We start from the raw sequence: 23,891 nt of genomic DNA, 5'->3' as shown, positions 1-23,891 counted from the left end.
AAATTGTTTTTTTAGCGGTTGATCACACATCAGCTGAAAAAAGTGATAGCCTCCGGCGGATGTCACGGAATCGGAAAGGAGTTCTTTGTGCTTGTACAAAGCCGATTCCAGACGCAATTATGCTGAGGCATCATTGATAAATTATCAAGTAGAGAGGGAGAATGTCTAGATGAATTGGTTACAGTTAGCAGAGGAAGTTATTGCAGGGAAAGTCCTTAGCAATGAGGAGGCTCTTGCCATTTTACATAGTGAAGATGATGAGCTATTAAAGTTGATGGACAGTGCCTTTGCTATTCGTAAGCACTACTATGGAAAAAAAGTAAAATTAAATATGATTATGAATGCTAAGAGCGGTTATTGCCCAGAGGATTGTGGCTATTGTTCTCAGTCATCAAAATCTACAGCACCGATTGAAAAATATCCTTTCATTACGAAAGAGGAAATTTTAGCGGGGGCCAAACGTGCATTTGACAATAAAATCGGTACTTATTGCATCGTGGCAAGTGGTCGTGGGCCGACTCGAAAAGATGTCAATGTAGTTAGTGAAGCGGTTACAGAAATTAAAGAGAAGTATGGCTTAAAAGTTTGTGCTTGTCTTGGCTTACTAAAAGAAGAACAAGCACAGCAATTAAAAGAAGCGGGGGTGGATCGTTACAACCATAACTTAAATACATCTGAACGCCATCACTCTTATATTACTACGTCCCATACGTATGAAGATCGTGTGAATACGGTTGAAATTGCGAAAAAGCATGGAATCTCACCTTGCTCAGGGGCCATTATTGGTATGAAGGAAACAAAAGAGGATGTCGTGAATATTGCGCGTGCACTTCATCAATTAGACGCGGATTCGATTCCGGTCAACTTCTTAAATGCGATTGATGGTACGAAACTAGAAGGGACAAAAGAATTAAATCCACGTTATTGCTTAAAAGTTTTAGCGTTGTTCCGTTATATGAATCCAACAAAGGAAATTCGCATTTCTGGTGGACGAGAAATTAATCTTGGATCACTTCAGCCACTAGGCTTATATGCAGCAAACAGTATCTTTGTTGGGGATTACTTAACAACTGAAGGTCAAGAAGCAAACAGTGATTATCGTATGCTTGAGGATTTAGGCTTTGAAATTGAATTATCAGAGAAGCAAGAAGCAGCATTCTGCTAAGTAAAACTTATCTACGTATTAACGGGCGGTAATGAACTGCCCGTAAAAGCCCGATTGGTGAAGACTAATAATCAGTGCGGGATAAGAAACCCCACTGATTAAAGTTTCACCTTATGAAATAAAATCTACTACTACTACTTAATTATCATCGAATTTGAAAAGCCGTATGTGCGTCGTGGAAAAGGCGTACATACGGCTTTTCGTATTGAATGTAGGAATGCGGCGGGGCGGTATGAAGATTGTATTTATGCCTTGAAAAATCCGGTTTTCACAAATTGTTCAATGAAAGCGTTTTGAAATTGAACAGTTTGTGAAGGGCTTCACATAAGGCTTTAATTTTATAAAAAATCGGCGTAAAATAAGAATCAAGTAAGGGGTTGTTATAAAACAGTTAGAAAAGTATCACGGTTTTTGGTGGTTGTTATATTACAAAAACAAATTGGAAGGGAGTTTTTATGATGTGGGTTATTACAGTATTTGATAAAAAGGACGTTCGAATTTTTGAGTATGCTAACAAAGATGAGGCAACAAAGGCTTTAGAGAAATTTAAGAAACATGCCGTTTTAACATACACAAAATAATTGCAAGTTTGATTGAAGCAACCCTCTTCGTGCGCTATAGCGCACGAAGAGGGTTGCTTTTTATCCTGTTAATGAAGGAGAATTGAAATCGCGCTGTATACTAATAAAAGAGCCATCACGATATTAAATGTTTGACGATACTGTAGTAAAATTTTTTGAAAAGCTGAACCAAATAGGGCCCAACTGAATGTGCTCATTATACCGACCATTCCTAAAAATAACGAAAAAAGCAAGTAGCTGACATAGGAAGAATAATAGGGAAGAATGTAAGTTGCCACTACTGTAATGCCAAACAAAATACCTTTAGGGTTTACGAATTGTAATAAGACGCCTACTAAAAATAAGCTCCGTTTGTTATCCTCTTCTTCATCAGTCTCATTCTCTGTGCTCGTTAGTATTTTAATAGCTAAATATAACATATAGCCCACACCAAGAATGGTCAAAGGAAATTCGATCATTGGCATAATATTTGTAAGGACCCTATTAAATAAACTACTCAAGCCCGTAATCGCAAAAAAAACAACCCCAACACCTATACAAAATTGAAGAGTTTTTGCTAATCCATGTTTGTTTGCAAATGCCATTGCCATAATATTGTTAGGACCTGGAGTAAAGCTAGTAATTACTACAAATACTAAAAAAGAAAATAAAGGCATTTGTGGACCCCCTTTGAATTTGTTTGTTATAATGTCTGAAATAAACAATATAACGTACGTCTTTTTATTATACATAACGGTCGTTATATTGTACATTTTGAAGAGGAGATATTTAATGGAAGAAATTCAGCTTATTTTTGCAAAAAATTTAAAAATGATTCGAGAGAAAGAAAAATTAAGTTTGGAGAAAGTTTCTCAATTGTGCGGAGTAAGTAAAACGATGATAGGACAAATTGAAAGGGGAGAGTCCAGTCCAACTCTTACAACTATTTGGAAAATAGCGAATGGGTTAAAGGTTTCTTTTACTACGTTAATTAATAATCCTCAGCCTGATACTGAAATTATTATTAGAGAAGATGTTCAACTATTATCTGAAGATGATGGAAGATATAGAGTGTATCCAATCTTTCCTTTTCAAGAGGATAGCCGCTTTGAAATATACACGGTGGAGATTGAAAGGGAAGGGACATTAAGCGCTGAGGCTCATAAAGATGGCACAGAGGAGTTTATCATGGTTTTTGATGGTGAGCTAGTGATGAGAGTCAATGAAGACGAGTATCACTTAAAGCGTGGTGACTCCATTCGATTTAAAGCAGATCGTCCACATATCTACAGGAATCCTGGTGATACGTTAACAAAATTAAGTATGACTATCTATTATCCAAACTAAATGTATAAATGGGAAAGCCGTATGAACACATCATAAAAAGTGCTCATACGGCTTTTTATTCTACTTAACTCGCATTAACGGGCAGTAATTTATTTACACTGAATCAGGTACAAACCTCAAAGCGAATGCATTAGCTAGAGGATGAACTGCCCGTAAAAGCCCGATTGGTGAAAACTAATAATCAGTGGGGATAAAGAATATCCCCACTGATTAAAGTTTCACTTTATAAAATGCTACCTAAGCGTTTAATACCTTCGCGGATTACTGCAGGTGTTGCATTTGTATAATTTAAGCGCATTGTATTAACACCTGTTTTAGATGTGTAGAATGGATCGCCTGGTACGAAGGCAACTTTTTGCTCCATCGCTTTTTGGAAGACGTCTAATGATGAAGTTCCATTATTCATTGTAGCCCAAATGAACATTCCGCCATCTGGTCGTGTGTAGTCCACATGTGCTGGGAAAAACTCCTCCATTGCATTTAGCATAGCATCGGCTTGATTTCTATATAACGCTATAATTTTCTGAACGTGCTCCGTATAGTCATTGTTTGCTAAATAATCATAAATGACATATTGAGAGAAAATATTTGTGTGTAAGTCAGTTGCTTGCTTCGCAGTTTCGATATGCTGCAATAATTCTTTATTTTTTGTAATGATAAAGCCAAGACGCATTCCTGGTGTGACTGTTTTAGAGAAAGAACCTAGCAAAATACTATTTTCTAATTTACCAGCACCAATGTATGGTAGTGGCTCACCTTGGAAGCGTAACTCTCCATACGGATCATCCTCAATTAACGCTACATCATATTTTGATAGGATTTCGAAAATTTGCTGACGTTTTTCTTTAGAATACGTAAGACCTGTTGGGTTTTGGAAATTTGGAACTGTATACACGAATTTTACATTTGGTTGTTGTAGTGCATTCTCTAATTCTTCTAAGTTTAACCCATCATTTTCGAGTGTTACACCATAGAAGGTTGGCTCACTTAATGTGAAGGCTTGAATAGCACCTAAGTAACCAGGCTCCTCGATGACGATACCATCGCCTTTGTTAATAAGTACTTTCCCAATTAGTTCAAGAGCCTGCTGTGATCCTGTTGTAATAAATACATCGTCAGCATGGACATCTAGTCCGTGTACTCGTCGGTATTTTGCAGCAATGTACTCACGTAAAGGCGCATAACCTTGTGTACCTGAGTATTGGAATAGACGACTACCGTTTTCCGAAATCGCTTTGTTCGCAGATGCCTTTAACGCTTCAACTGGGAAAGAAATTGGGTTTGGAAGCCCCCCTGCAAATGAGATGACATCCTCTGATTCAGTTACTTTCAAAATATTTCGGATGAATGAAGATGGCGTATTTAGTATCTTTTCTGAAAATTCCATAATTTATCGTTCCTTTTTTCTGATTTTTTAAAAATTATATCATTGTCATCATATGCATACAATATTATCATTGTATGCAAGACAATTAAATATTGTATGCAAAAAATGAGAGAGAAGGAGCTTAGCTTAGAATATGCCAGTTAATTCGTTCGAAGAATATCCAATGAGTTGGAAGCCGAATATTAGCGAAAGTTCGGCTCCATTATATATAGCAATAGCTGAACAACTGGAACAAGATATAAAAAATGGGAAATTACCGCCAGGCACAAAGCTGCCTCCTCAGCGTGAGCTAGCAGATTTTTTAGATGTTAACTTAAGCACGATAACAAGAGCTTTTAAACTTTGTGGGCAGAAGGGGCTTATATATGCATCTATCGGAAGTGGAACATTCGTTTCATCAGATGCGGCGACGAATAAAATTTTATTACCGACAAGTAATTCTACTCAGATAATCGAAATGGGCTCTGTGCTGCCAGAAAATCATGCGAATGAGGATATTACACGTTATATGAAAAAGATGATGAATGACCCTAATTTTAGCAAATTATTTCAATACGGACGACCAGAAGGAAATGCGAGGCAAACGGAAGCAGCCATGAAGCTTTTGGAAAAGGTCAACTTTCAAACGGATCAACCAGTATTACTTGGGGCAGGGGGACAAAATGCCATTGTTGGTACGCTAGCGGCATTGTTTCAGCCAGGAGATCGAATTGGTACAGATCCCATTACTTATGCAGGTATAAAAACAGCAGCAAATATGCTTGGTATCCAACTAGTAGCAATCCAACAAAGAAACGGAGAAATGACAAGAGAGGGGCTATTATACGCTTGTAAAAATGAGCATATAAAAGGTCTTTATGTTATTCCTGATTTTCATAATCCAACAACCCATACAATGTCGATGGAAACAAGGAAAATGATAGCGGAAGTTGCGAGGCAAAAAGACTTAATCATTATTGAGGATGCGATCTATAGTTTTCTTAAAGAGAAACCACTTGCACCAATTGCCTCCTACGCACCAGAAAAGGTCATTTATATTGCCAGTGTTTCAAAAACTATTTCACCGGGCTTACGACTATCCTATATCGTTACACCGCCAGCACTGCGAAAAAAAATAATGGAAACTTTGTATAACATAAATATTTCAGTGTCTTTAATGATGGTGGAGCTTACGGCAAGGATGATTCATGATGGCGTCGTGCAAACCATTTTAGAGAAGCACCGTTTGTATGCTAAGCAACAAAATGCCCTTGTCAATCAATATTTAGGGGAATATAACATTTTAGGAGAAGAGGAATGTATTTTCAGATGGCTTATACTTCCCGAAAAATTCACTAGCATCCAGTTTGAATTGCTAGCAGCGAAAGCGGGTGTGCAAGTGTACGCAGCTGAACGTTTTGCCGTAGGAAATGCGAAGCTAGTAAATGCAGTCCGTTTGGCTATCACGGCACCTGAAAACCAACTTGAACAAGCACTCATTATTTTGAGGGATTTACTTGAAAGTGATGGGGATTATACATTTGTTGATTAAACTAAGGAAGGTTTATAATAAAGTTATGTAAAGAAATGTGGCGATTCGATAGCGCATACAGGGTAAGCCAAAGTAAATGAGGAGATAGAATATGAATAAAGGAAGAATCATTTTACATATTGACCTTAATTGCTTTTATGCCTCTGTTGAACAAATTTACGATGCCTCATTAAAAGGGAAACCTGTGGCAATCGCAGGTAATCCAAAAGAGCGTAGAGGTATTATTATTACTTGTAGCTACGAAGCAAGAGCAAGTGGTGTTTTTACAACGATGAATGTCGGAGAGGCACGTCGAAAGTGTCCAGAGCTAATTGTACTTCCTCCTAATTTTGAACGATACAGAGCTGCCTCCAAGTCATTTTTTAATTTGTTAAAAGAGTATAGCGACATTCTCCAACCAGTTTCAATCGATGAAGGATATTTGCAACTTCCTATAGTTGAAGGCCAACATGTATTGCAACACGTACAAAATATGCAAGATAGAATCTGGAACGAACTGCAACTTCCTTGTTCAATCGGCATTGCACCGAATAAATTTTTAGCGAAAATGGCAAGTGATATGAAAAAACCAATGGGTATTACCATACTCCGAAAGCGCGATGTTCCCGCAATATTGTGGCCATTGAAAGTCATTGAGATGCATGGAGTAGGTAAAAGTACGGCGGAGAAATTAGGTAAATTAGGTATCAAAACAATTGGAGAACTAGCTGTAGCTGAAGAATATGTATTAAAGCAAAACTTTGGCATTAATGGTCTGCGTATGAAGCAAAAGGCAAATGGTGAAGATGACAGACCAGTTGATCCAGGAGCAATATATGATACGAAAAGTGTAGGGAATTCAACAACACTTTCCCGTGATACGACAGATAGAGATGAACTATATAAAGTAATCGCAACACTTTCTGAAAAGGTAGCGGAAAGATTAAAGGCCAAGAAACTTGCTGGAGTTACTGTAAGTATCATGATTCGTTCAGCTGATTGGGAAACATGTACACGAAGTAAGTCTATCAATAACGCAATTCATTCAAAAGAAGATATCGTTGAGCATGCCTGGTATCTCTTTAATAAGCATTGGGACGAGGAGCCAGTACGATTACTGGGTGTTACTGTATCGAATGTCAATGATATTAAAGAAACGACACAACAACTAACGTTATTTAATTTTGAAGAGCATGTAAAAGATGAGCCAATCATCAAACTGGTTGATCAAATCGAGCAAAAGTTTGGAAAAGGAACAATTTTGCGAGGTTCAGATATTGCCAAACCAGCTGGGAAATATCAAGCCAATACGAGTTTTAGTAAGGACTTTTGGGACGAACATAAGTAGAATAAATGATCAAACTTTACAATCAAATAGAAAACCGTCATTTCGATCAACCTTTTTTCGAAATGACGGTTTTCTAATTGTATTCAGATTGAAAGCGGCTTATTTAAGTGGAAATACTATATGTTCGTAGACAATTCATTTTCCTTTTGTTCATAGTTATCACGGCGATCTTTGATTTTTTCTAATACACTATTTAGCACATTCCGTTCAGCTAGCGTTTGATAAAGGACATTTTGAACCTGTGCGGCTTCCTTGTTTTCTTCTTGATTACTTAGAAATTCACTGAATGTTCCCATATAATCATGATAATCTATATTGGAAAGTGTCTTAGCAGCTACTTGTTTGTGCTCTGTTAACGCACAAGTAAACTGTTTACGTGCCTCATATGGTTGGGCAGGTATTAGTTTGATTTTACCTTTTGTATCTGAGTCTCCTGTGAAGTCAAGGAATTGATAATCGAACGCCAATGGTTTAGCAAGAGCGATATGGGCGTGAAGAGCAACAGCATGGTCAGGAAGTTTTTCAGTTATCTCACGAAGGATATCGTTTCCTTTGTCAAGATAACGACTGCCATCGAATGCAAGAACACGGCCGACTTCTTCAGAGAAATAGTCTTGAGCAAGGAATTCCTGATCGTATCCGGTAGGTGGTAAAACTCGAAGTCTTAAGTTATTTGATACGATGTTATGGCCGTTTATTTGCATAGCCACTTGAATGTTATAAAATCCTGGGTCATCAATTAACCAGCCATTTTTCCCTACGGACGCGAAAAAAGTTTCGTACAGTGATTCACCAGGCATTATTACCTTATTCTCTTTGTTCCATAAATATTGAACATGAGGTAGTAATCGACGTCCTTGTTTTCCATCTTTTTTAACCATTACAGTCATTCCGTATAAATCGGACAATATATGTTTATTGATTGACTGAGGTTGATTCGAAGTATTTGTTAATTTGATTTCAATAACTGCAGGTTCTAACCATTGGAATATAGATGTTTTACGGTTAACCCTCAATTCAAGATTAAATGAAGGGTGAATAGAAACGGCCGGTTGCTCAAAACCATGATCTACAGCCCAATCAGCATTACCCATTTGTACGAAGCGCTCAGGAGCGTGGCGCAAAAACAAAAGCTCTTGATCGCTAAAACGATACTCAAAGTTTTTGAAGAACTCCTGTTGGTTGCCATCAAATTTGAAAGGGTAATTCATAAAGCTTAGAGCCTTAGGTTCTGGGGTAAGAGGGCGATCCAACGGTTCCCAAGGATGACCTAAGTGTTTTTGCCAAGAGTGCAGAAGATTGAAAGCATGTCCCATCTCATGGCAAGCACACCAAAAACGATATCGCTGTACCCAAGCTTCTGGGGAAGGGTCACCTTTAGGTGGATCTGAAATAAATGAATTATTAAAAATGGCCGTCCCTTGACGATGATTCGGACCTATACTATCAAACATAATACCGCCCAGACCATGGCCTTCTTCAGCTTCCGAATTTGCAAAGAATGTCCACATGGACCATTGGGGTTTATTATCAAAGTGTGACCAATATACCTGCATGGCATCATGCATCTCTTGGGTGTTCCACTTTTTATCAGTTCCTGTATGGTCTTTGGAAACCATATTATTACCGTCTGATATTTTCACATCAAACCCAGTGCGTTTGAAAACTTCTGAAATTGACAAAGTTTCATCCGGCAAAGATGCTGGTTTGTCTGGATGCGCGTGTGTTTGATAGGTTGTGACTGGTGTTGTCCCTTCTTCACCATCAAATTCAAATTCCACAGGATGGAAGTAAGGAGATTGAAACTTGAACGAGCTAGTTTTGTCTGTCTCTCCTCCAATCAGAAATGCGACTTCTGCAGTATGCTGTTCAGGGATTGAACCGCGTGTTACTTGTATTTTTACATTTGTATAAGGAAATGATTGTATGTCATCTAAGTATTTATTTCGAATATTGCCTGTCCAAGTATCTGGACCGTTAGCTGTTAACTTGGCAATCCAATGAATAGTAGAAGACATATTTGAAATAATAGTTCCGCTTGCTACCATTTGTGGGTAGTATCCGTCTACATCGATACGAAGTTCCTCACTGATTTGCTGTTCACTCCATGCATATAAGCCACTAATTGGTGCGAGGGGAAATTCTCCTAAACTGGAAGGGCTAATGGCTTTTTCTAATTCTTTTGCTTCGTTCGTTTTGTTTTGATCCATCTTTATTACCTCCATGTTTATTATTTTTTGTCTTTCTTCCTCAATCCCAAGAGCTACAATGTTTCATCAAAAATGCTAAATGTGTTTCAAATATTATATATGCAACAGTAAATATAAATATGACACATAAACACTATAAATTGGTAAAATAAATACAATGTGTAAAAGTATAGCTAATAACCTTAACGAGTGGTTGATTTCCGTTTCGACTGCCAGGGGGGCGTCCGATGAGCCGCTTGGGGCAGCAAATGTTTTCTGTGTGAAAGCGTAGTGCTAACGTAGCGGCAGCAGAGGGTTTTGGTTTTGTTTGTGCGAACCGCAGCGACAGCAACAGGTTTTGGACTGTGCGAAAGCGAAGCGGCAGCAACAACAGCACCGATGTTGGTCACGAAGGCGTTATCACAGGACGTGATGTTTTTAGCCTTCGTTCCTCTATATCGCTGACCCTAGGAGTAGCCCAGTCTCCTCTCCAATCAACTTATATATATGGCATACACTTTAACAAAAGTTATCCACAACTTTTGGTGATGATTTAAAATATGTAAGAATAATCTGTGTATTTCCCAGGGAATACAAAATCAAAGAAAGAAGGTGTGGTAATGCATTATAAGGAGTACGGTAATCTACATAAGCCACTCATATTATTAATTCATGGAGGTGGTGTTGGAGGGTGGATGTGGGATAAACAAGTCCAATACTTTTCCGATTATCATTGCGTTGTACCAGAATTAATAGATAACGAGGCTAATAATACATCTGATTTTTCAATTGAAGATAGTGCAAAAAAGCTTCTAAGTTTAATAGAAGAAAAAGCAAAAAATAAACGAGTCATAGTAGTCGGATTTTCACTAGGAGCTCAAATTACTATTACTATTCAAATGGTTAGCTTAAAGCCGCAATTAATAGATTCAGCCATCATCAACAGTGCTTTAGTGACACCTTCCCCTATTGCAGAAAAATGGATTAGACCATTGATAAAACTAACTTTTCCCTTAATAAAAAATAAATCATTCGCCAAGCTTCAAGCTAAAACGTTATATGTCGATCAAGAATATTTTGAACAATATTATGAAGATAGTTCGAAGATGAAAGTAGATACACTTATTAAAATACTGAAAGAAAATATGTCGTTTGCTATCCCGCGTGATTTTTCGAAAGTGCAATGTAATATTTTAGTAACTGTCGGTGAAAAAAGAGAAAGGCAACATGAAAAAATCTGCTCTCCATCTTGTGAATAGCAATCCCGATAGTCAAGGTATTGTGCTATCTAACATCGGCCACGGTGTCTCATTAGCCAACCCTGAGTTCTTTAACCGTTTTGTAGAAGAGTGGATTAAGGATGGTAAGTTACCAGAAGGGAAGGTTATCAATTAGTGCATAGTGCAAAAAAGAAGTTATTTTTACTTTTTGACTATTGTCTATAAAAGTAGGGAAGATATTTGTAAAACTAATGTCATATTTTTAAGTTGATAGGAATGGGGAGTCCGATATTGTGTCGGACTCATGCCTTTATTTTCTTTAATACGTTCTATACTTTTTTTTATGTTCCACATTCTCAGATTTTTTAAGATATATAAACTCTGATTCATGATGCCAAAGAATTCCTCCATGTAGCTGGTGGTTTCAAGAATGTTAAAACTTTCTCCAACCTTATTGATACAAGAGAATATGTTCGACGTGAGCCAATCGGATATATAATGATTTCGCAATTAAACACAACAGTAATATCAGTCCCCATTTTTGATTTGGGTTATCTGCTGTAAATTGACGGTTTAAAATATTTGGTGCAATTTTACTCACTGTCCTTTCATACAATTGATCGCACAACACACTTAAATTAAGCTTTTTCATAATACGTTTATTCCTTCTTTTGATTTGCTTTCCCCACGGTCGTCCAGCTCATTGCGAATACGGCGATATCCGTAACGACCTTCATGTTCCATAAATCGCTTAAATCTCAAAAATCGGCATTTGGATTTGGACGGTTTATCTTCTTTATGAAATCGTTGCTACGTGGAATTTGTGCGTATGCTACAAGCGCCTTCATCGAATATTTGTGCCTTAATTCATAGATGACCTTCACTTTATCTTCTTTGGTGATTTTTTCTTTCTTCATACTAAACAATTCAACTTTTTTGACGGTTTTAGTTGCCATAATGAGCAGTATCATGCAAGATTTATGCAAGTGTTTGACTTCATTGCATACGGTCAAATGGAGCTTTCGTATATTAAATGAAGCATAGTATGAACAGGTACTGCACTGAGACTCTTAATGGACAAGGGTAACATTCTATGGGAAGATGCAATTGAGGATTTCAACAGACAACCTGGTATTACACAATAAGAAAAATTAAAGAACCATTTGAAGTCAAACGAAGTAGAAGGCGCTAATCAAATAGAGGAACTGAAGCAAATTTATGTCCCCATTTAGTGTTGCGAATGCTCCTGATTGCCTAGATAGACGGGTTAATTCTGATTGTTATAAAATTTTATTGCAATTAGAAGTTTTTTGGTTTTTATAGTAAGGAGAGGTCAATTATTGAATTTGAATATTTTAGTTTTAGACGATGAAAAGGAAATTGCTGATTTAGTAGAGCTTTATCTAAAAAATGAAAATTATAATGTCTTTAAGTATTACATAGCTAAAGATGCCCTAAAATGTATTGAAAGTGAAAATATAGATTTAGCTATTTTGGATATTATGATGCCTGAAATTGATGGTTTTACAATTTTAAGGAAAATTAGAGAAAATTATAATTTTCCTGTTGTTATGCTTACTGCTAAAGAAGAAGAGATAGATAAAATAAACGGATTTACTCTAGGAGCGGATGATTATATAACAAAGCCTTTTCGTCCATTGGAGCTGGTTGCTCGCGTAAAAGCCCAAATACGGAGATTTACATTGTATAATCAGGATTCTAAGCAAAATGAAGGTATTATAGACTTTTCAGGTTTAGTTTTGAATAAGGATACACGCCAAGTCTTTTTAAATGAAAAGCAATTATCCCTTACTCCAACTGAATTCTCTATTCTATGGTATTTATGTTCAAATCGAGGGAAGGTCATTAGTTCAGAGCAATTATTCCAAGAAATTTGGGGAGAAAGGTATTTTAACAGCAATAACACCGTAATGGTTCACATTAGACATTTACGAGAAAAAATGAAAGATTCTGCGGAAAACCCAAAGTTTATTAAAACGGTTTGGGGAGTGGGGTATACAATTGAAAAATGAGTTTGGCAGACTGAAGAGGAAAATGATTGTACAAATTATTTTTATTTTAGTGATAGCAATAGTTATTGGTTATTTAATTAGTATTGCTTTACTTGATGGTATATTACAAGCTCCTTTTGCGGATGCCTTCGTTGCCTTTTGTGAAAATGTCCTGCAATTAGATTGGTACACAGCACAAAAAATTTATTTGATAATATTTCAACAGAATAAATCTCTTTGGCTAGCTGTAGGATTCATTCTATTACTTCTTATCATTTTTTATATTGCCCTATCTCGTTTTACTCGTTATTTTAATCTTATTAGTACAAGTATTAGTATGCTTTCAGATGAGTCAGATAAGGAAATTCACCTTCCTGCTGAGCTAGACTTTTTGGAGAAGCATTTAAATAATGTGAAAAATAAATTAGAAAAACGAGCGAGGGATGCACAAGAAGCTGAGCAAAGAAAGAATGATCTTGTTGTTTATTTAGCCCATGATATTAAAACCCCGTTAACATCAATTATTGGTTACTTAAGCCTTTTAGATGAGGCAAAGGATATGCCTGCTGATCAAAAAGATAAATATGTAACGATTACATTGGAAAAATCATATAGACTTGAACAATTAATTAATGAGTTCTTTGAAATAACAAGATTTAATTTACAATCCATTATTTTAGAGAAAGAGCTTATCCCTCTAAACTATATGCTATTGCAAGTAGCCGATGAATTTTACCCATTGTTAGTGCCAAAGGGTCAAAAAGCAATTGTCCATATAGATGGAGAAATCAATATTTATGCAGATGGAAATAAATTGGCAAGAGTATTTAATAATATTTTGAAAAATGCAATTGCATATAGTGACCCAAATAGTACAATTAAAATTAGTGCTAAAAGCGAAAATAATCAGACGTTTATTTCGTTTAGTAATACGGGGAAAACGATACCCACTGAAAAATTGGATATGATATTTGAGAAATTTTACCGTTTAGATAGTGCAAGGTCAACACAAACAGGTGGTGCGGGACTCGGTTTAGCCATTTCAAATGAAATTGTACAAGCCCACGGAGGGACGATTTCAGCCACTTCTAGTAATGATAAAACAGTGTTCACTGTCATGATTCCAACCAAATCTTAAGAAACCTTAAGATTTTACTAATAGTTAATTAAAATAAAGCTCCTTTTTTTATGTTTGAATAGAAGCATACAGAAAAGGAGTTGTTATTTATTTTCACTAGAAAAAGTATTTATAGTATATTGTCCATATTAATCTTGTTATTTGTTTATTTTATACTGTCCAAAGAAACCCCTATGTCTTTACGCCAGGAGATCGTTACCTCTTCAAAATTAGTCGTACCAACAAATAGTGATGGGATGATCGATGTCGACTTACGTAGTTCCAACGCGATTTTAGTTAATTTGGATGAAAACAAAGTTCTATTGGATAAAAATAGCGAGGAAATTATTTATCCTGCATCTTTGACAAAAATGATGACGGTATTAGTTGCCATTGAACATATTAAAAATTTGCAAGACGATGTAGTTTTACCAAGAGAAATATTTAATGATTTATACAAAGAAAATGCTTCAGTGGCAGGTTTTCTCCCTAATGAGAAGCTTACTTTAAAGGATTTATTGTACGGTTCCATGTTACCATCAGGTGCAGAGGCAACAATCGGCTTAGCTAAATATGTTGCTGGTTCAGAACGGGAATTTGTAAAACTTATGAACGATAAGGCTAAAAAGCTAGGAATGGAAAATACTCACTTTATGAATACAACTGGACTGCATCACCCAGATCATTTTACGACTGTCAAAGACCTTTCTTTACTCTTACAATATGCGTTAAAAGATAATGAGTTTCGAAATGTTTATACAGCAGAAAGATATTTTATAAGGCCAACAAATCTTCATCCAGAAGGTATCGTATTGACGAATAAAATGTTTCATAATATGAACTCAAGTGCATTGCCTCGAGGAGAAATCTTGGGCGGTAAAACTGGCTATACAGAAGAAGCCGCTTTATGTTTAGCGAGTTTGGCTAAGATAAATGGACAAGAATATATCCTTGTGACAGTAGGAGCTGAAGGGAGTTCTCAGACTGTGCAATTTAATATAGAGGATGCATTTTCAGTATATAGTAAATTATAAACTTATCTTAGAAAAATTAAATTTTCATAAAACAATTGAAGAAGAAGCACCTGCTCTAATTGATTTAGAAAAAGTAGTAGGGTTTATGGATTGTTTGTTTAAGTAAAAAACGCATTGTAGCTCCAAAAAAGTATGTTCATAAAAGTGTAGGGAGACATGTTGAAACTCAAAAAGAATTTAAGCCTTATAACATTGAGAACTTCACTTTCAACCAAACTCGAATCATAAAACTACTTTAGAAAACAGGTTTTTAACGTTACCTATAATTCATATATATATAGAGTAAAAGCTAATAGGGGTAGAAATCATTGGACAAACAAAATAGCAGATATAGATGGGTTGTATTTGTTTCTGTATTATTTACTTATTTGTTAATGGCGAGTCAACGCACCGCCCCAGGACTGATTACAGACCAATTGATGCATGATTTTAATGTAACAGCATCAACGATTGGGTTATTGACGAGTATACAATTTTTTGTCTACACGAGTTTGCAAATTCCGATGGGGATTTTAGCTGATCGATTTGGGCCGAATTTTTTTCTAATTATTGGTGCTACCCTTACAGGTTTAGGGACGATTATTTATAGTATGGGTACACATGAATTTGTCCTGTTTTTTGCCAGAATACTAACTGGGGTAGGGGATGCGACCATATGGGTGAACATGGTGCTAATTTTGGCTCAATGGTTTCATACAAAGGAATTTGTTCGATTAATTGGCCTGGCGGGTATGACAGGAAGTCTTGGTTTCTTATTGGCGACAGTACCTTTTTCTACATGGATACTTTTATTTGGTTGGAGGGTAACATTTTTCTCAGTAGGACTACTATTATGTTTATGTGGCATTCTCCTTTATTTTGTACTTGTAAAAAAAACAAAACAAGTTTTTGGAGATGAGCAAGAAGTAGCTACAGCAGAAGTGCAACGTGAAAAAACGTCAGTTTTACTGCGAAGAATATTTTCAAATCCGCAAGCGTGGGCTCTATTCTTTTGCCATTTTGGGGTAGTCGGCGGTTATGTAGGATTTATCAGTTCGTGGGCAGTACCATATGGGATGAATATATATGAAATGACTCGTTCAGATGCGAGCCAGCTGATTATGATCGGTCTTATTGGGGCTCTTATTGGGGCACCTCTAGCTAGTTGGATTTCAAGTCGGTTAGAAACAATTAAAAAACCGTATATTATCGTTCATATTGTTGTTTTATTAGGGTGGTTATCTTTCCTTTTATGTAATGGGCATCCTTCCTTTTTCTTTCTAATTATTATTTTCTTTAGCATTGGCTTTGGATATGGGGCAAGTGCATTAACTTTTGCAGCTGTACGTCAATCTTTTAAACTGGAGGAATCAGGAATTGTTTCAGGGATTGCGAATACGGGCGGCTTTCTAAGTGCTGTATTGCTACCCATCATTTTTGGATATATATTGGATCATTTTCAATCAACTTCAGGAAATCTATTGGATGGCTATTCCTATGGTTTCATCACGCCGGTTATCTTCTCCATCGTTGGTTTGAGTGGAGTGATTTTATTTAAGGAAAAACGCCAGAACGTAAATAAAAATAACAAGCAGGGGTAAAGAGCATGGAAGCAAAGCAACCATGGTGAAGGAAATGCTGATGTTTTAATTGGGACGTATAACGTTATACTTAGAGAAATAAGCACTTTCGCTTATGATTCAATTTTACAGTACTCGGTCAGTCGAAGTTCTGTACTAATGGATTGTATGTGGAGGTGCTTTTTTTCTTTCTGGGCTCCATGTTCCATGTATTGGTCTGGCCATACCTATTAAGTAACACATAATGACCTGATCCGCCATGTACAAAACATTAGGCACAATGGGCATATAAAAATCCTAATCCGAACACTGAGCACCTCGTTTTTTTGTCTATTCACCCTAGAATTTCCTTGATGGTGGTACATCGATAGAATAGTAGAGGAATGTAGTTTATGAAATAGGAGTTTAACTTCTTTCAGCAAATGTTTATTGTAGTGAAAGCAAAGCGTCAGCTATATAAGTCTCCTACCTCTTTAAGTGGTGAGATGAGTGCAGATTTAAACTACTTTTCAGCGGATGTTCAAATACCAACTGAAAGAAGTTAAAGCATTCGGTCGATTCCGGACGCAATCTCTTATCATGGATATCAAACAAATCAAGTGAGGAGTATTCCTCCGTAGATAGAGCTACCTGCCTTCGTTAAAACTTATTGCTAACACAACATCGGTTGTGTAAATAAGAAAGTCTTATAGAACAGAAAATAAATCAAAGATGTTGTACACAGGGCATGGCAACACCATCTATGGAGAGCTTTGTAAGGATTCTCTTAAGTATATAAGAACCCCCACTGCTTTAGCTGTGGGAGTAGTCAGATTAATCATTAAAAATGCTTGTCATTTTCTCTGCAACCTCTTCGGTAATCGCAAGAAATCGTTTGGAAATTGATGTCATGTAACGATCCTTAAGTGTAATTATATTAAGTTTTGTTTGTAACACTGGATTTGCTAGTGGTCTAAGTACCGGTAAATCAGGAGAATTAAGTAGCTTGAAACAGCTAGGTACAAAACAAACTCCTGCGCCTTTCATTACCATCATAAGTGTTGGTAATGTTTCTGTCCCCCAGTAAACGACATTAGGCGTAAATCCACTTTTTTGGCATGCCTCGATCACATCATCAGCAACACCTGATCCATAAGATGTTGTATTTAAAAGAAATCGCTCGTTTTTCAAGTCTGCAATATCAATAGAATCTTTTTCACATAGATGATGGTTGGGGGGAAGAGCTAAAAGTAAAGGTTCTGTTAGTAGTGTTGAAGTATGGATGTCTTCCGCTCTCACTGAAGTTCGGACAATTCCAATATCTATTTTATGACTTCTTAGTTCTTCTAAAATATATGATGTATTACCCTCGCGAACATGTGTAACTATGTTAGGAGTTTCCTTTTGAATTTTTTTTAAGACATTTGGCAAAATAAATAGATTTGCTGAAGTAGTACAACCCAATTTCACAGTACCTCTAATTCCTTCATGAAACTCGACTAATTGCTTCTCCGTATTCTCAGATAAATCAAGTAATTCTTTTCCTTTTTCATATAAAAATACTCCACTTGGTGTTAATTCAAGAGATCTACCTAAACGATTAAACAAAGTGACATTTAATTCTTGTTCAAATTTTCTAATTAAAATACTTAAGGGGGGTTGAGTCATTTGCAGTGCAGTAGCAGCTTTTGTAATGCTACCTTCCTCAACTACTGTAATAAAACAATGTAAACGATGAAGGTTCATTGTGATAACTCCTCCTTTTAGTATTCATAAAATATATGGAAGTCATATAAATATTATAATTTACATTATAAAAATGTAAAGATATAATATTTCCATAATTAAGAATAGTTCAAAAATTGGTTTTAAACTGTATTTTAGTTTTAAGTTAGTTGATACCAGAGTGTGTCCATCCAATCGCAAATTATTAATTTATAAATGGAGGTTTTATCAATGACAACTAAAATTACTCAACAATCAAAAACTGTAGAGTTAGCTAAACTGGACAAAAAGCACTTTCTACATCCAGCTACAAATCCGAAGGCTTTAATTGACAATGGACCGCCTATCATCTTTGTTAAAGGTAAAGGCGTTACAGTTACAAGTACGGATGATGTGGAATACATCGACGGGATGTCAATGCTTTGGAACGTGAACTTAGGACATGGGAATCAAGAACTTGCAGATGCTGGTAATAGTCAATTATCTACCCTCGCGTATGCATCATCATTTAAAGGATTCTCAAATGAACCATCCATTCTACTTGCTGAAAAATTAGCTGAGTTAGCACCAGGAGATTTAAATAGTGTATTCTACACTTCTGGTGGGTCAGAATCAAATGATACAGCAATTAAATTAGCTCGTTTCTACTGGGAGCTTAAAGGGAAATCAGAAAAAAGAAAGATTATTGCGCTAACGAATGCTTATCACGGTGTAACGATAGGAGCGCAAACAGCTACTGGTCTTGCAGCATACCACAAGTTCGCATCATCAAATATAGACGGAGTTGTTCGTGCAACAGCCCACCTATTAAACAGCGAGTTAGGTGATAAAAGTGATCCAAACTATGCAGAATCTATCCGTGGAACAATTGAAAGAGAAGGTGCGGAGACGATTGCCGGAATTATTATTGAACCTGTGCAAGGTGCGGGCGGAGTTAATATTCCACCAGAAGGTTACTTAGAAGCAGTTCGTAAAATCTGTGACGAGCACAATATCCTTTTCATGGCAGATGAAGTTATTTGTGGATTTGGTCGTACGGGGAAAATGTTTGGTGTAAACAACTGGAATGTTGTCCCTGATATGATGTCAATTGCAAAAGGAATTACGAGTGGTTATTCGCAACTTGGCGGGGTCATGATGAATGATGAAATTAGAGAAACAATTGCTAACTTCGATGCTGTTATCCCACATGGTTTCACATATAGTGGCCATCCGACTGCTTGTGCAATTGGACTGAAAAACATTGAAATACTAGAGCGTGATAATATTATTGACCACGTAAACGAAATGGAGAAAGAACTTAAAAAAGGTTTAGATTACTTAGCTGAAAAACATAGTATTGTAACAAATTGCAGAGTAATTGGTCTGTTGGCTGCATTTGAACTTTATGAAGATCCAACAAGTGGAAAATTGTTTGATCCAACTGTTTTCCCAGCAAATGCGGTAGTTGACGCATGTTTCAATCGCCAATTAATAGTAAGAGCGCTCGGAGCGTATAACCAAATTGTGGCAATTGCACCACCGCTTATTATTAACAAAGAAGAAATTGAAAAAATGATTCAAATTATAGACGATTCGATTACTGCTTTTAAAAATACACGCAACTAAACTATTCCTATAAAGTAAGTTGAGTAGTGGTGGTTATAGTTAAAAAAGGGGAGGTTCTCTAGTGCTTTATATAAATGGTGAATGGCGAGATACAGGAAATAAATTAGATGTAACAAATCCTGCGACAGGAGAAATAATAAGAACTGTTGCTACAGGTGGTAAAACTGAAACTACAGAAGCAATCGAAAGTGCGAAGAGAGCATTTGAATTCTGGGGTAAGACAACTGGAAATGAGCGCAGCAACTACCTGTTTCAAGTGGTTCAATTGATGAAAGAAAAAACAAAAGAATTAGCTGAAACAATTACACTTGAAAATGGTAAGCCTTTACCAGATGCTACTCGTGAAGTAGCAGGTGCGATCGGCTATCTAGAATGGTATGCAGAGGAAGCTAAGAGAATTTATGGGGAAACAATTCCTGCATCTGCAGCTGATAAACACTTAATGGTCATTCGCGAACCTGTTGGGGTATGTGCAGCTATTACACCATGGAATTTCCCGTTATCGATGATTACAAGAAAAATTGCACCTGCACTTGCTGCAGGTTGTACGATTGTTTTAAAACCGGCTGACTTAACTCCTCTTTCGGCGATAAAAGTATTCGAATGCTTTCATGAAGTTGGACTACCTGCTGGAGTTGCAAACCTGGTAATTGGCCCAGCTGAAGAAATTGGAAACGAGATGACGAGTAACCCAGACGTTCGTAAAATCACATTTACTGGCTCGACGCGTGTGGGGAAAAAACTTATCCGTGATTCGTCTGATACAGTGAAGAAAATATCAATGGAGCTTGGTGGACACGCACCGTATATTGTGTTTGAGGATGCTGATATTGACGCAGCAGTTAATGGTATCTTAGTGTCTAAGTTTATTAACTCAGGTCAAACTTGCATCAGCACCAACCGGATTTACGTAGCAGAAACTATAGCTGATGAATTCTCGGGAAAGTTAGCTGAAAAGGTATCTAAATTAGTTGTAGGAAATGGATTAGAAGATGGCGTAAATGTCGGTCCAGTAATTAATAAAGTGGCTCTTGAAAAAGTGAAAAGTCAAGTAGAAGACGCTGTGAAACATGATGGTAAAGTAATTGCAGGTGGTAATGTATTTACATTAAATAATGGTAGCGGTTACTTCTTTGAGCCCACAGTTATTCAATATGCAAGCGATAATATGAAGATTACAACAGAAGAAACATTTGGACCAGTTGCACCAATTTATACATTTAAGACGGAAGAAGAGGTAGTTGAAAGAGCAAACCATCCTGAATATGGTCTTGCAGCTTATTGTTATACGCGAGACATTGGGCGAGGCTTACGAATGATGCGTGCTTTAGAGTTCGGAATTGTTGGTATTAATGATCCAGCTCCAGTGGTTGTACAAGCTCCGTTTGGTGGTATGAAGGAAAGTGGAATGGGGAAAGAAGGCGGTTGGTACGGACTTGAGGAGTACTTGGAGAAGAAGTTTGTATCGATTTATTTAAAATAATAAAAAATGTTACTAATCTAGGTAACTAATTATATTGTAGTAGACTTATCTACATTCTCCATGTCTCCCATACATAGTTTCTAAAGAATGTATGGGAGACAATCTACACAATTAATAAAGTAATAAACTTTAATTTAATTCCAATAAAATAAGAGGGTGAATTTATTATGTCTCAAGTAAATTTAAAAAATAATGGACAAGAAATAGTTGTCCGCAATATTTTAAAAGAGGATCTTGCTGAAGTTGCCTCACTTTCTATGAAGTGTTTTGGACCTGATATGGCATTAAAATATGAGCATTTTGAAAGTCAGATTGAGTTGTTTCCAGAAGGTCAAATTTGTCTAGAATATAACGGTAAAATTGTAGGAACCGCTTTAAGTCTAATTGTAAATTTTGAAGATTACGGAGATAGTCACTCATATTTTCAAATCTGTGATTTAGGATTTATTCGAAATCATAACCCTAATGGTAGAAACCTATATGGTATTGAAATTGGAGTACACGAAGATTTTAGAGGGTTACAATTGGGGCGTTATTTGTATGATGGCCGAAAAAGAATATGTGAGAAACTTAACTTAGAAAGTATCTTAGTAGGTGGTCGTATACCTTTTTACTATAAATATGCTGAGCAGATGAGTGCAGATGAGTATGCACTAGAGGTAATGAAAGGGAAAATATATGATCCTGTATTAACATTCCAAATGAAAAACGGATACGTATTAAATAAAGTAATGCCAGGCTATTTACCTGGGGATGTTGAGTCGTTAGAATATGCAACACTTTTGGAATGGAAAAATCCAGTTTACAAGCTTAAATTAGTATGAGTCTTTTGTCCGTTATGTTCGCCTATTTTAATAGGCGAACAGTGGATGCCCATTGTTTTTTGAGATTATTTAACTTCTTTAGTTGTGTAAGCGCTTTCAAAAGATTGTTGTAAGAGTTCCATTAGAAGTAAATCTTAGGTAAAGAGAGGAGTTATAAATGGTTATCGCTGATAAAGTTATTTCGAGTGAAGCAGTATTTACAGGTTTAGAAAATGAAGCAAAGCCAGCTGCTATTGCGATTAAAGGTAACAAAATCATTGCGGTAGGTTCGATGGAGGAAATAAAACCATTTATAGGTTTAGACACGAAGGAATATCATTATGGCAACCAACTCATTATGCCAGGATTTCATGATGCGCACCTTCATCTCATGTTTGGTAGTCTTTTCTCGCATGCAAGTATCAATTTATCGGATGCTCATTCGGAAGAAGAAGTTGCTAGTTTAGTAAAGCAATTCTCGGAAAACGTGCATGCTGATGAGTGGATTATAGGCTATGGATGGGATCATACAAATTGGGCAGAGAAATGCCTGCCGACACGTTTTTCTTTAGACAAAGTAGTTCCTAATCGCCCGATTATTCTTTTCCACGCTGAAGGTCATTATTCGTGGGTTAATAGTTTAGCACTTGAAAATGCTAGGGTTACAAATGAAACTGAAGACCCTCCTAATGGTACGATTCAAAAAGATGAAAATAATGAAATCACAGGAATTCTTCTTGAAACAGCAATGAATTTAGTTGTGGATATTGCTCTCGCATTTCCGGATAAACGGAAAGAAGAATTGTTTGAAGAGTTCTTAAAAAAATCAGCTCAATTAGGCATTACATCAGTAAATGATTTGTTTGCAAGTAGTTTTGATAAGTTAAATAGTTTCGATATGTATAAGGCATATGATGAAGCTGGAAAACTTACGACTCGAATTCATCTTTACCCTGAGTTAAATGATGATATAGATAGAGCGATAAGCTTGCGTGAAAAGTACAATTCCGAAAAATTACAGCTTGCAGGACTTAAGCAGTTTATTGATGGCGTTGTAACTGGACATACCGCATACATGTTAGATCCTTACTTAGACAAACCTATAACACGAGGGAGTACTGCTTTTCCTGTAGAAACGATCAAAAACTGGGTGACAAAAGCGGACAAAGAAGGATTTCAAATTCGCTTCCATACAATTGGTGATGGTGCAGTTAGGCTTGCTCTAGATATTTTTGAAGCAGCAAGGATGGATAATGGTGTGAGAGATTCACGACATGCGCTAGAGCATATTGAAGTGATTCATCCGACAGATATTAAGAGATTTAAAGAATTGGGGGTTGTTCCATCTGTACAGCCTTCTCATCTAGCGTTGATGCCAAAAGAAAGTCATACTTTGCGTGTCGGTAAAGAGAAAGACCCTTATACGTATTTATGTAAAACGTTATACGATGCAGTCGAGTATATTGCTCTTGGTACAGACTATCCAATAGCAACATTAGATCCTTTTAAAGAAATTTTTCATGCGATTACGAGACTAGACTTTACTGGTGATTATGAGTGGAATAGTCAAGAGCAGATAACACTCGCAGAAGCGTTGAAAGCGTATACAAAAGGCTCAGCATACAGCACATTCAGAGAAAAAGATTTGGGTACATTAGAAGTTGGAAAATTAGCAGATATTATTGTACTAGATAAAAACCTCTTTGAAGTAGAAAATAAAGAAATTCTTCAAACGAAAGTTTTGTTAACAATTATGGATGGTGAAGTTGTTTATAGTGAATCAGTCTACTATCCTACTATTTTAGTTAATTGATCATTTTACTGGGAAGATTTTTTTATCTTTAT

18 protein-coding genes and 1 pseudogene are annotated in these 23,891 nt (G+C 36.4%); 14 read left to right on the top strand and 5 right to left on the bottom strand.

The genetic code is table 11. The annotated features are described in order from the left end of the window. Positions 1 to 169: 169 nt before the first annotated feature. Positions 170 to 1,165 carry a biotin synthase BioB gene (gene bioB, locus AC3WSK_RS08105; RefSeq protein ID WP_492412110.1) on the top strand — a complete coding sequence of 332 codons (996 nt, stop codon included), beginning with the start codon at positions 170 to 172 and terminating at the stop codon, positions 1,163 to 1,165. 455 nt (positions 1,166 to 1,620) lie between these two features. Beyond that, on the top strand, positions 1,621 to 1,746 hold the full coding sequence (locus AC3WSK_RS08100; protein WP_276207757.1) for a hypothetical protein: 126 nt from the start codon (positions 1,621 to 1,623) through the stop codon (positions 1,744 to 1,746). A gap of 68 nt (positions 1,747 to 1,814) precedes the next feature. Here AC3WSK_RS08100 and AC3WSK_RS08095 read toward each other — a convergent pair whose 3' ends face one another. Next, on the bottom strand, positions 1,815 to 2,402 hold the full coding sequence (locus AC3WSK_RS08095; protein WP_492412112.1) for a LysE family transporter: 588 nt from the start codon (positions 2,400 to 2,402) through the stop codon (positions 1,815 to 1,817). Positions 2,403 to 2,517: 115 nt separating this feature from the next. On the opposite strand from AC3WSK_RS08095, the gene AC3WSK_RS08090 reads away from it, so the two are divergent. Further along, positions 2,518 to 3,072, top strand: a complete 555-nt coding sequence (locus AC3WSK_RS08090) for a helix-turn-helix domain-containing protein (RefSeq protein ID WP_079561726.1) — start codon at positions 2,518 to 2,520, stop codon at positions 3,070 to 3,072. A gap of 223 nt (positions 3,073 to 3,295) precedes the next feature. Here AC3WSK_RS08090 and AC3WSK_RS08085 read toward each other — a convergent pair whose 3' ends face one another. Continuing rightward, positions 3,296 to 4,459 carry an aminotransferase-like domain-containing protein gene (locus AC3WSK_RS08085; RefSeq protein WP_492412115.1) on the bottom strand — a complete coding sequence of 388 codons (1,164 nt, stop codon included), beginning with the start codon at positions 4,457 to 4,459 and terminating at the stop codon, positions 3,296 to 3,298. A gap of 133 nt (positions 4,460 to 4,592) precedes the next feature. Between AC3WSK_RS08085 and AC3WSK_RS08080 the strand changes: the two genes are divergently transcribed. Beyond that, the gene (locus AC3WSK_RS08080) at positions 4,593 to 5,990 is read left to right on the top strand and encodes an aminotransferase-like domain-containing protein (protein ID WP_079561724.1); all 1,398 of its coding nucleotides are present in this window, start codon (positions 4,593 to 4,595) and stop codon (positions 5,988 to 5,990) included. A gap of 91 nt (positions 5,991 to 6,081) precedes the next feature. Next, complete coding sequence (locus AC3WSK_RS08075; RefSeq protein ID WP_079561723.1) at positions 6,082 to 7,317, top strand: DNA polymerase IV; 1,236 nt, start codon at positions 6,082 to 6,084, stop codon at positions 7,315 to 7,317. Between the two features lie 116 nt (positions 7,318 to 7,433). Here AC3WSK_RS08075 and AC3WSK_RS08070 read toward each other — a convergent pair whose 3' ends face one another. Further along, the gene (locus AC3WSK_RS08070) at positions 7,434 to 9,527 is read right to left on the bottom strand and encodes a hypothetical protein (protein WP_492412118.1); all 2,094 of its coding nucleotides are present in this window, start codon (positions 9,525 to 9,527) and stop codon (positions 7,434 to 7,436) included. Positions 9,528 to 10,120: 593 nt separating this feature from the next. On the opposite strand from AC3WSK_RS08070, the pseudogene AC3WSK_RS08065 reads away from it, so the two are divergent. Then, positions 10,121 to 10,901: pseudogene (locus AC3WSK_RS08065) on the top strand (alpha/beta fold hydrolase). A gap of 583 nt (positions 10,902 to 11,484) precedes the next feature. Here AC3WSK_RS08065 and AC3WSK_RS08060 read toward each other — a convergent pair. After that, entirely contained in the window at positions 11,485 to 11,682 is a 198-nt protein-coding gene (locus tag AC3WSK_RS08060; RefSeq protein WP_139376968.1) for a hypothetical protein, read from the bottom strand. A gap of 384 nt (positions 11,683 to 12,066) precedes the next feature. On the opposite strand from AC3WSK_RS08060, the gene vanR reads away from it, so the two are divergent. From vanR to AC3WSK_RS08040, 4 genes are all read left to right on the top strand, one after another. Further along, a complete protein-coding gene (gene vanR, locus AC3WSK_RS08055) occupies positions 12,067 to 12,759 on the top strand; it encodes a VanR-ABDEGLN family response regulator transcription factor (RefSeq protein WP_079561719.1) in 693 nt (230 codons plus the stop codon). A 22-nt stretch (positions 12,760 to 12,781) separates the two neighbouring features. Next, positions 12,782 to 13,876 carry a sensor histidine kinase gene (locus AC3WSK_RS08050; protein WP_492412283.1) on the top strand — a complete coding sequence of 365 codons (1,095 nt, stop codon included), beginning with the start codon at positions 12,782 to 12,784 and terminating at the stop codon, positions 13,874 to 13,876. Between the two features lie 173 nt (positions 13,877 to 14,049). Further along, positions 14,050 to 14,889: a D-alanyl-D-alanine carboxypeptidase family protein gene (locus tag AC3WSK_RS08045; RefSeq protein WP_240518283.1), complete on the top strand. Its 840-nt coding sequence runs from the start codon at positions 14,050 to 14,052 to the stop codon at positions 14,887 to 14,889. A gap of 308 nt (positions 14,890 to 15,197) precedes the next feature. Then, a complete protein-coding gene (locus AC3WSK_RS08040) occupies positions 15,198 to 16,469 on the top strand; it encodes an MFS transporter (protein WP_079561717.1) in 1,272 nt (423 codons plus the stop codon). Between the two features lie 792 nt (positions 16,470 to 17,261). Here AC3WSK_RS08040 and AC3WSK_RS08035 read toward each other — a convergent pair. Further along, positions 17,262 to 18,173 (bottom strand): LysR family transcriptional regulator, encoded by a 912-nt coding sequence (locus AC3WSK_RS08035; RefSeq protein WP_079561716.1) that lies wholly within the window; start codon positions 18,171 to 18,173, stop codon positions 17,262 to 17,264. Positions 18,174 to 18,383: 210 nt separating this feature from the next. Between AC3WSK_RS08035 and AC3WSK_RS08030 the strand changes: the two genes are divergently transcribed. From AC3WSK_RS08030 to AC3WSK_RS08015, 4 genes are all read left to right on the top strand, one after another. Further along, positions 18,384 to 19,760: an aminotransferase family protein gene (locus AC3WSK_RS08030; protein ID WP_427483792.1), complete on the top strand. Its 1,377-nt coding sequence runs from the start codon at positions 18,384 to 18,386 to the stop codon at positions 19,758 to 19,760. Positions 19,761 to 19,821: 61 nt separating this feature from the next. Further along, positions 19,822 to 21,243 carry an NAD-dependent succinate-semialdehyde dehydrogenase gene (locus AC3WSK_RS08025; RefSeq protein ID WP_079561714.1) on the top strand — a complete coding sequence of 474 codons (1,422 nt, stop codon included), beginning with the start codon at positions 19,822 to 19,824 and terminating at the stop codon, positions 21,241 to 21,243. 167 nt (positions 21,244 to 21,410) lie between these two features. Then, positions 21,411 to 22,067 (top strand): GNAT family N-acetyltransferase, encoded by a 657-nt coding sequence (locus AC3WSK_RS08020; protein ID WP_079561713.1) that lies wholly within the window; start codon positions 21,411 to 21,413, stop codon positions 22,065 to 22,067. Positions 22,068 to 22,224: 157 nt separating this feature from the next. Beyond that, positions 22,225 to 23,859 carry an amidohydrolase gene (locus AC3WSK_RS08015; protein WP_079561712.1) on the top strand — a complete coding sequence of 545 codons (1,635 nt, stop codon included), beginning with the start codon at positions 22,225 to 22,227 and terminating at the stop codon, positions 23,857 to 23,859. Positions 23,860 to 23,891 lie beyond the last annotated feature (32 nt).

This window comes from Lysinibacillus sp. EB271-A1-10B (genome assembly GCF_058791335.1).
Note: the sequence above shows the minus strand (reverse complement) of the source record. Positions and strands in the feature narration are given on the sequence as shown.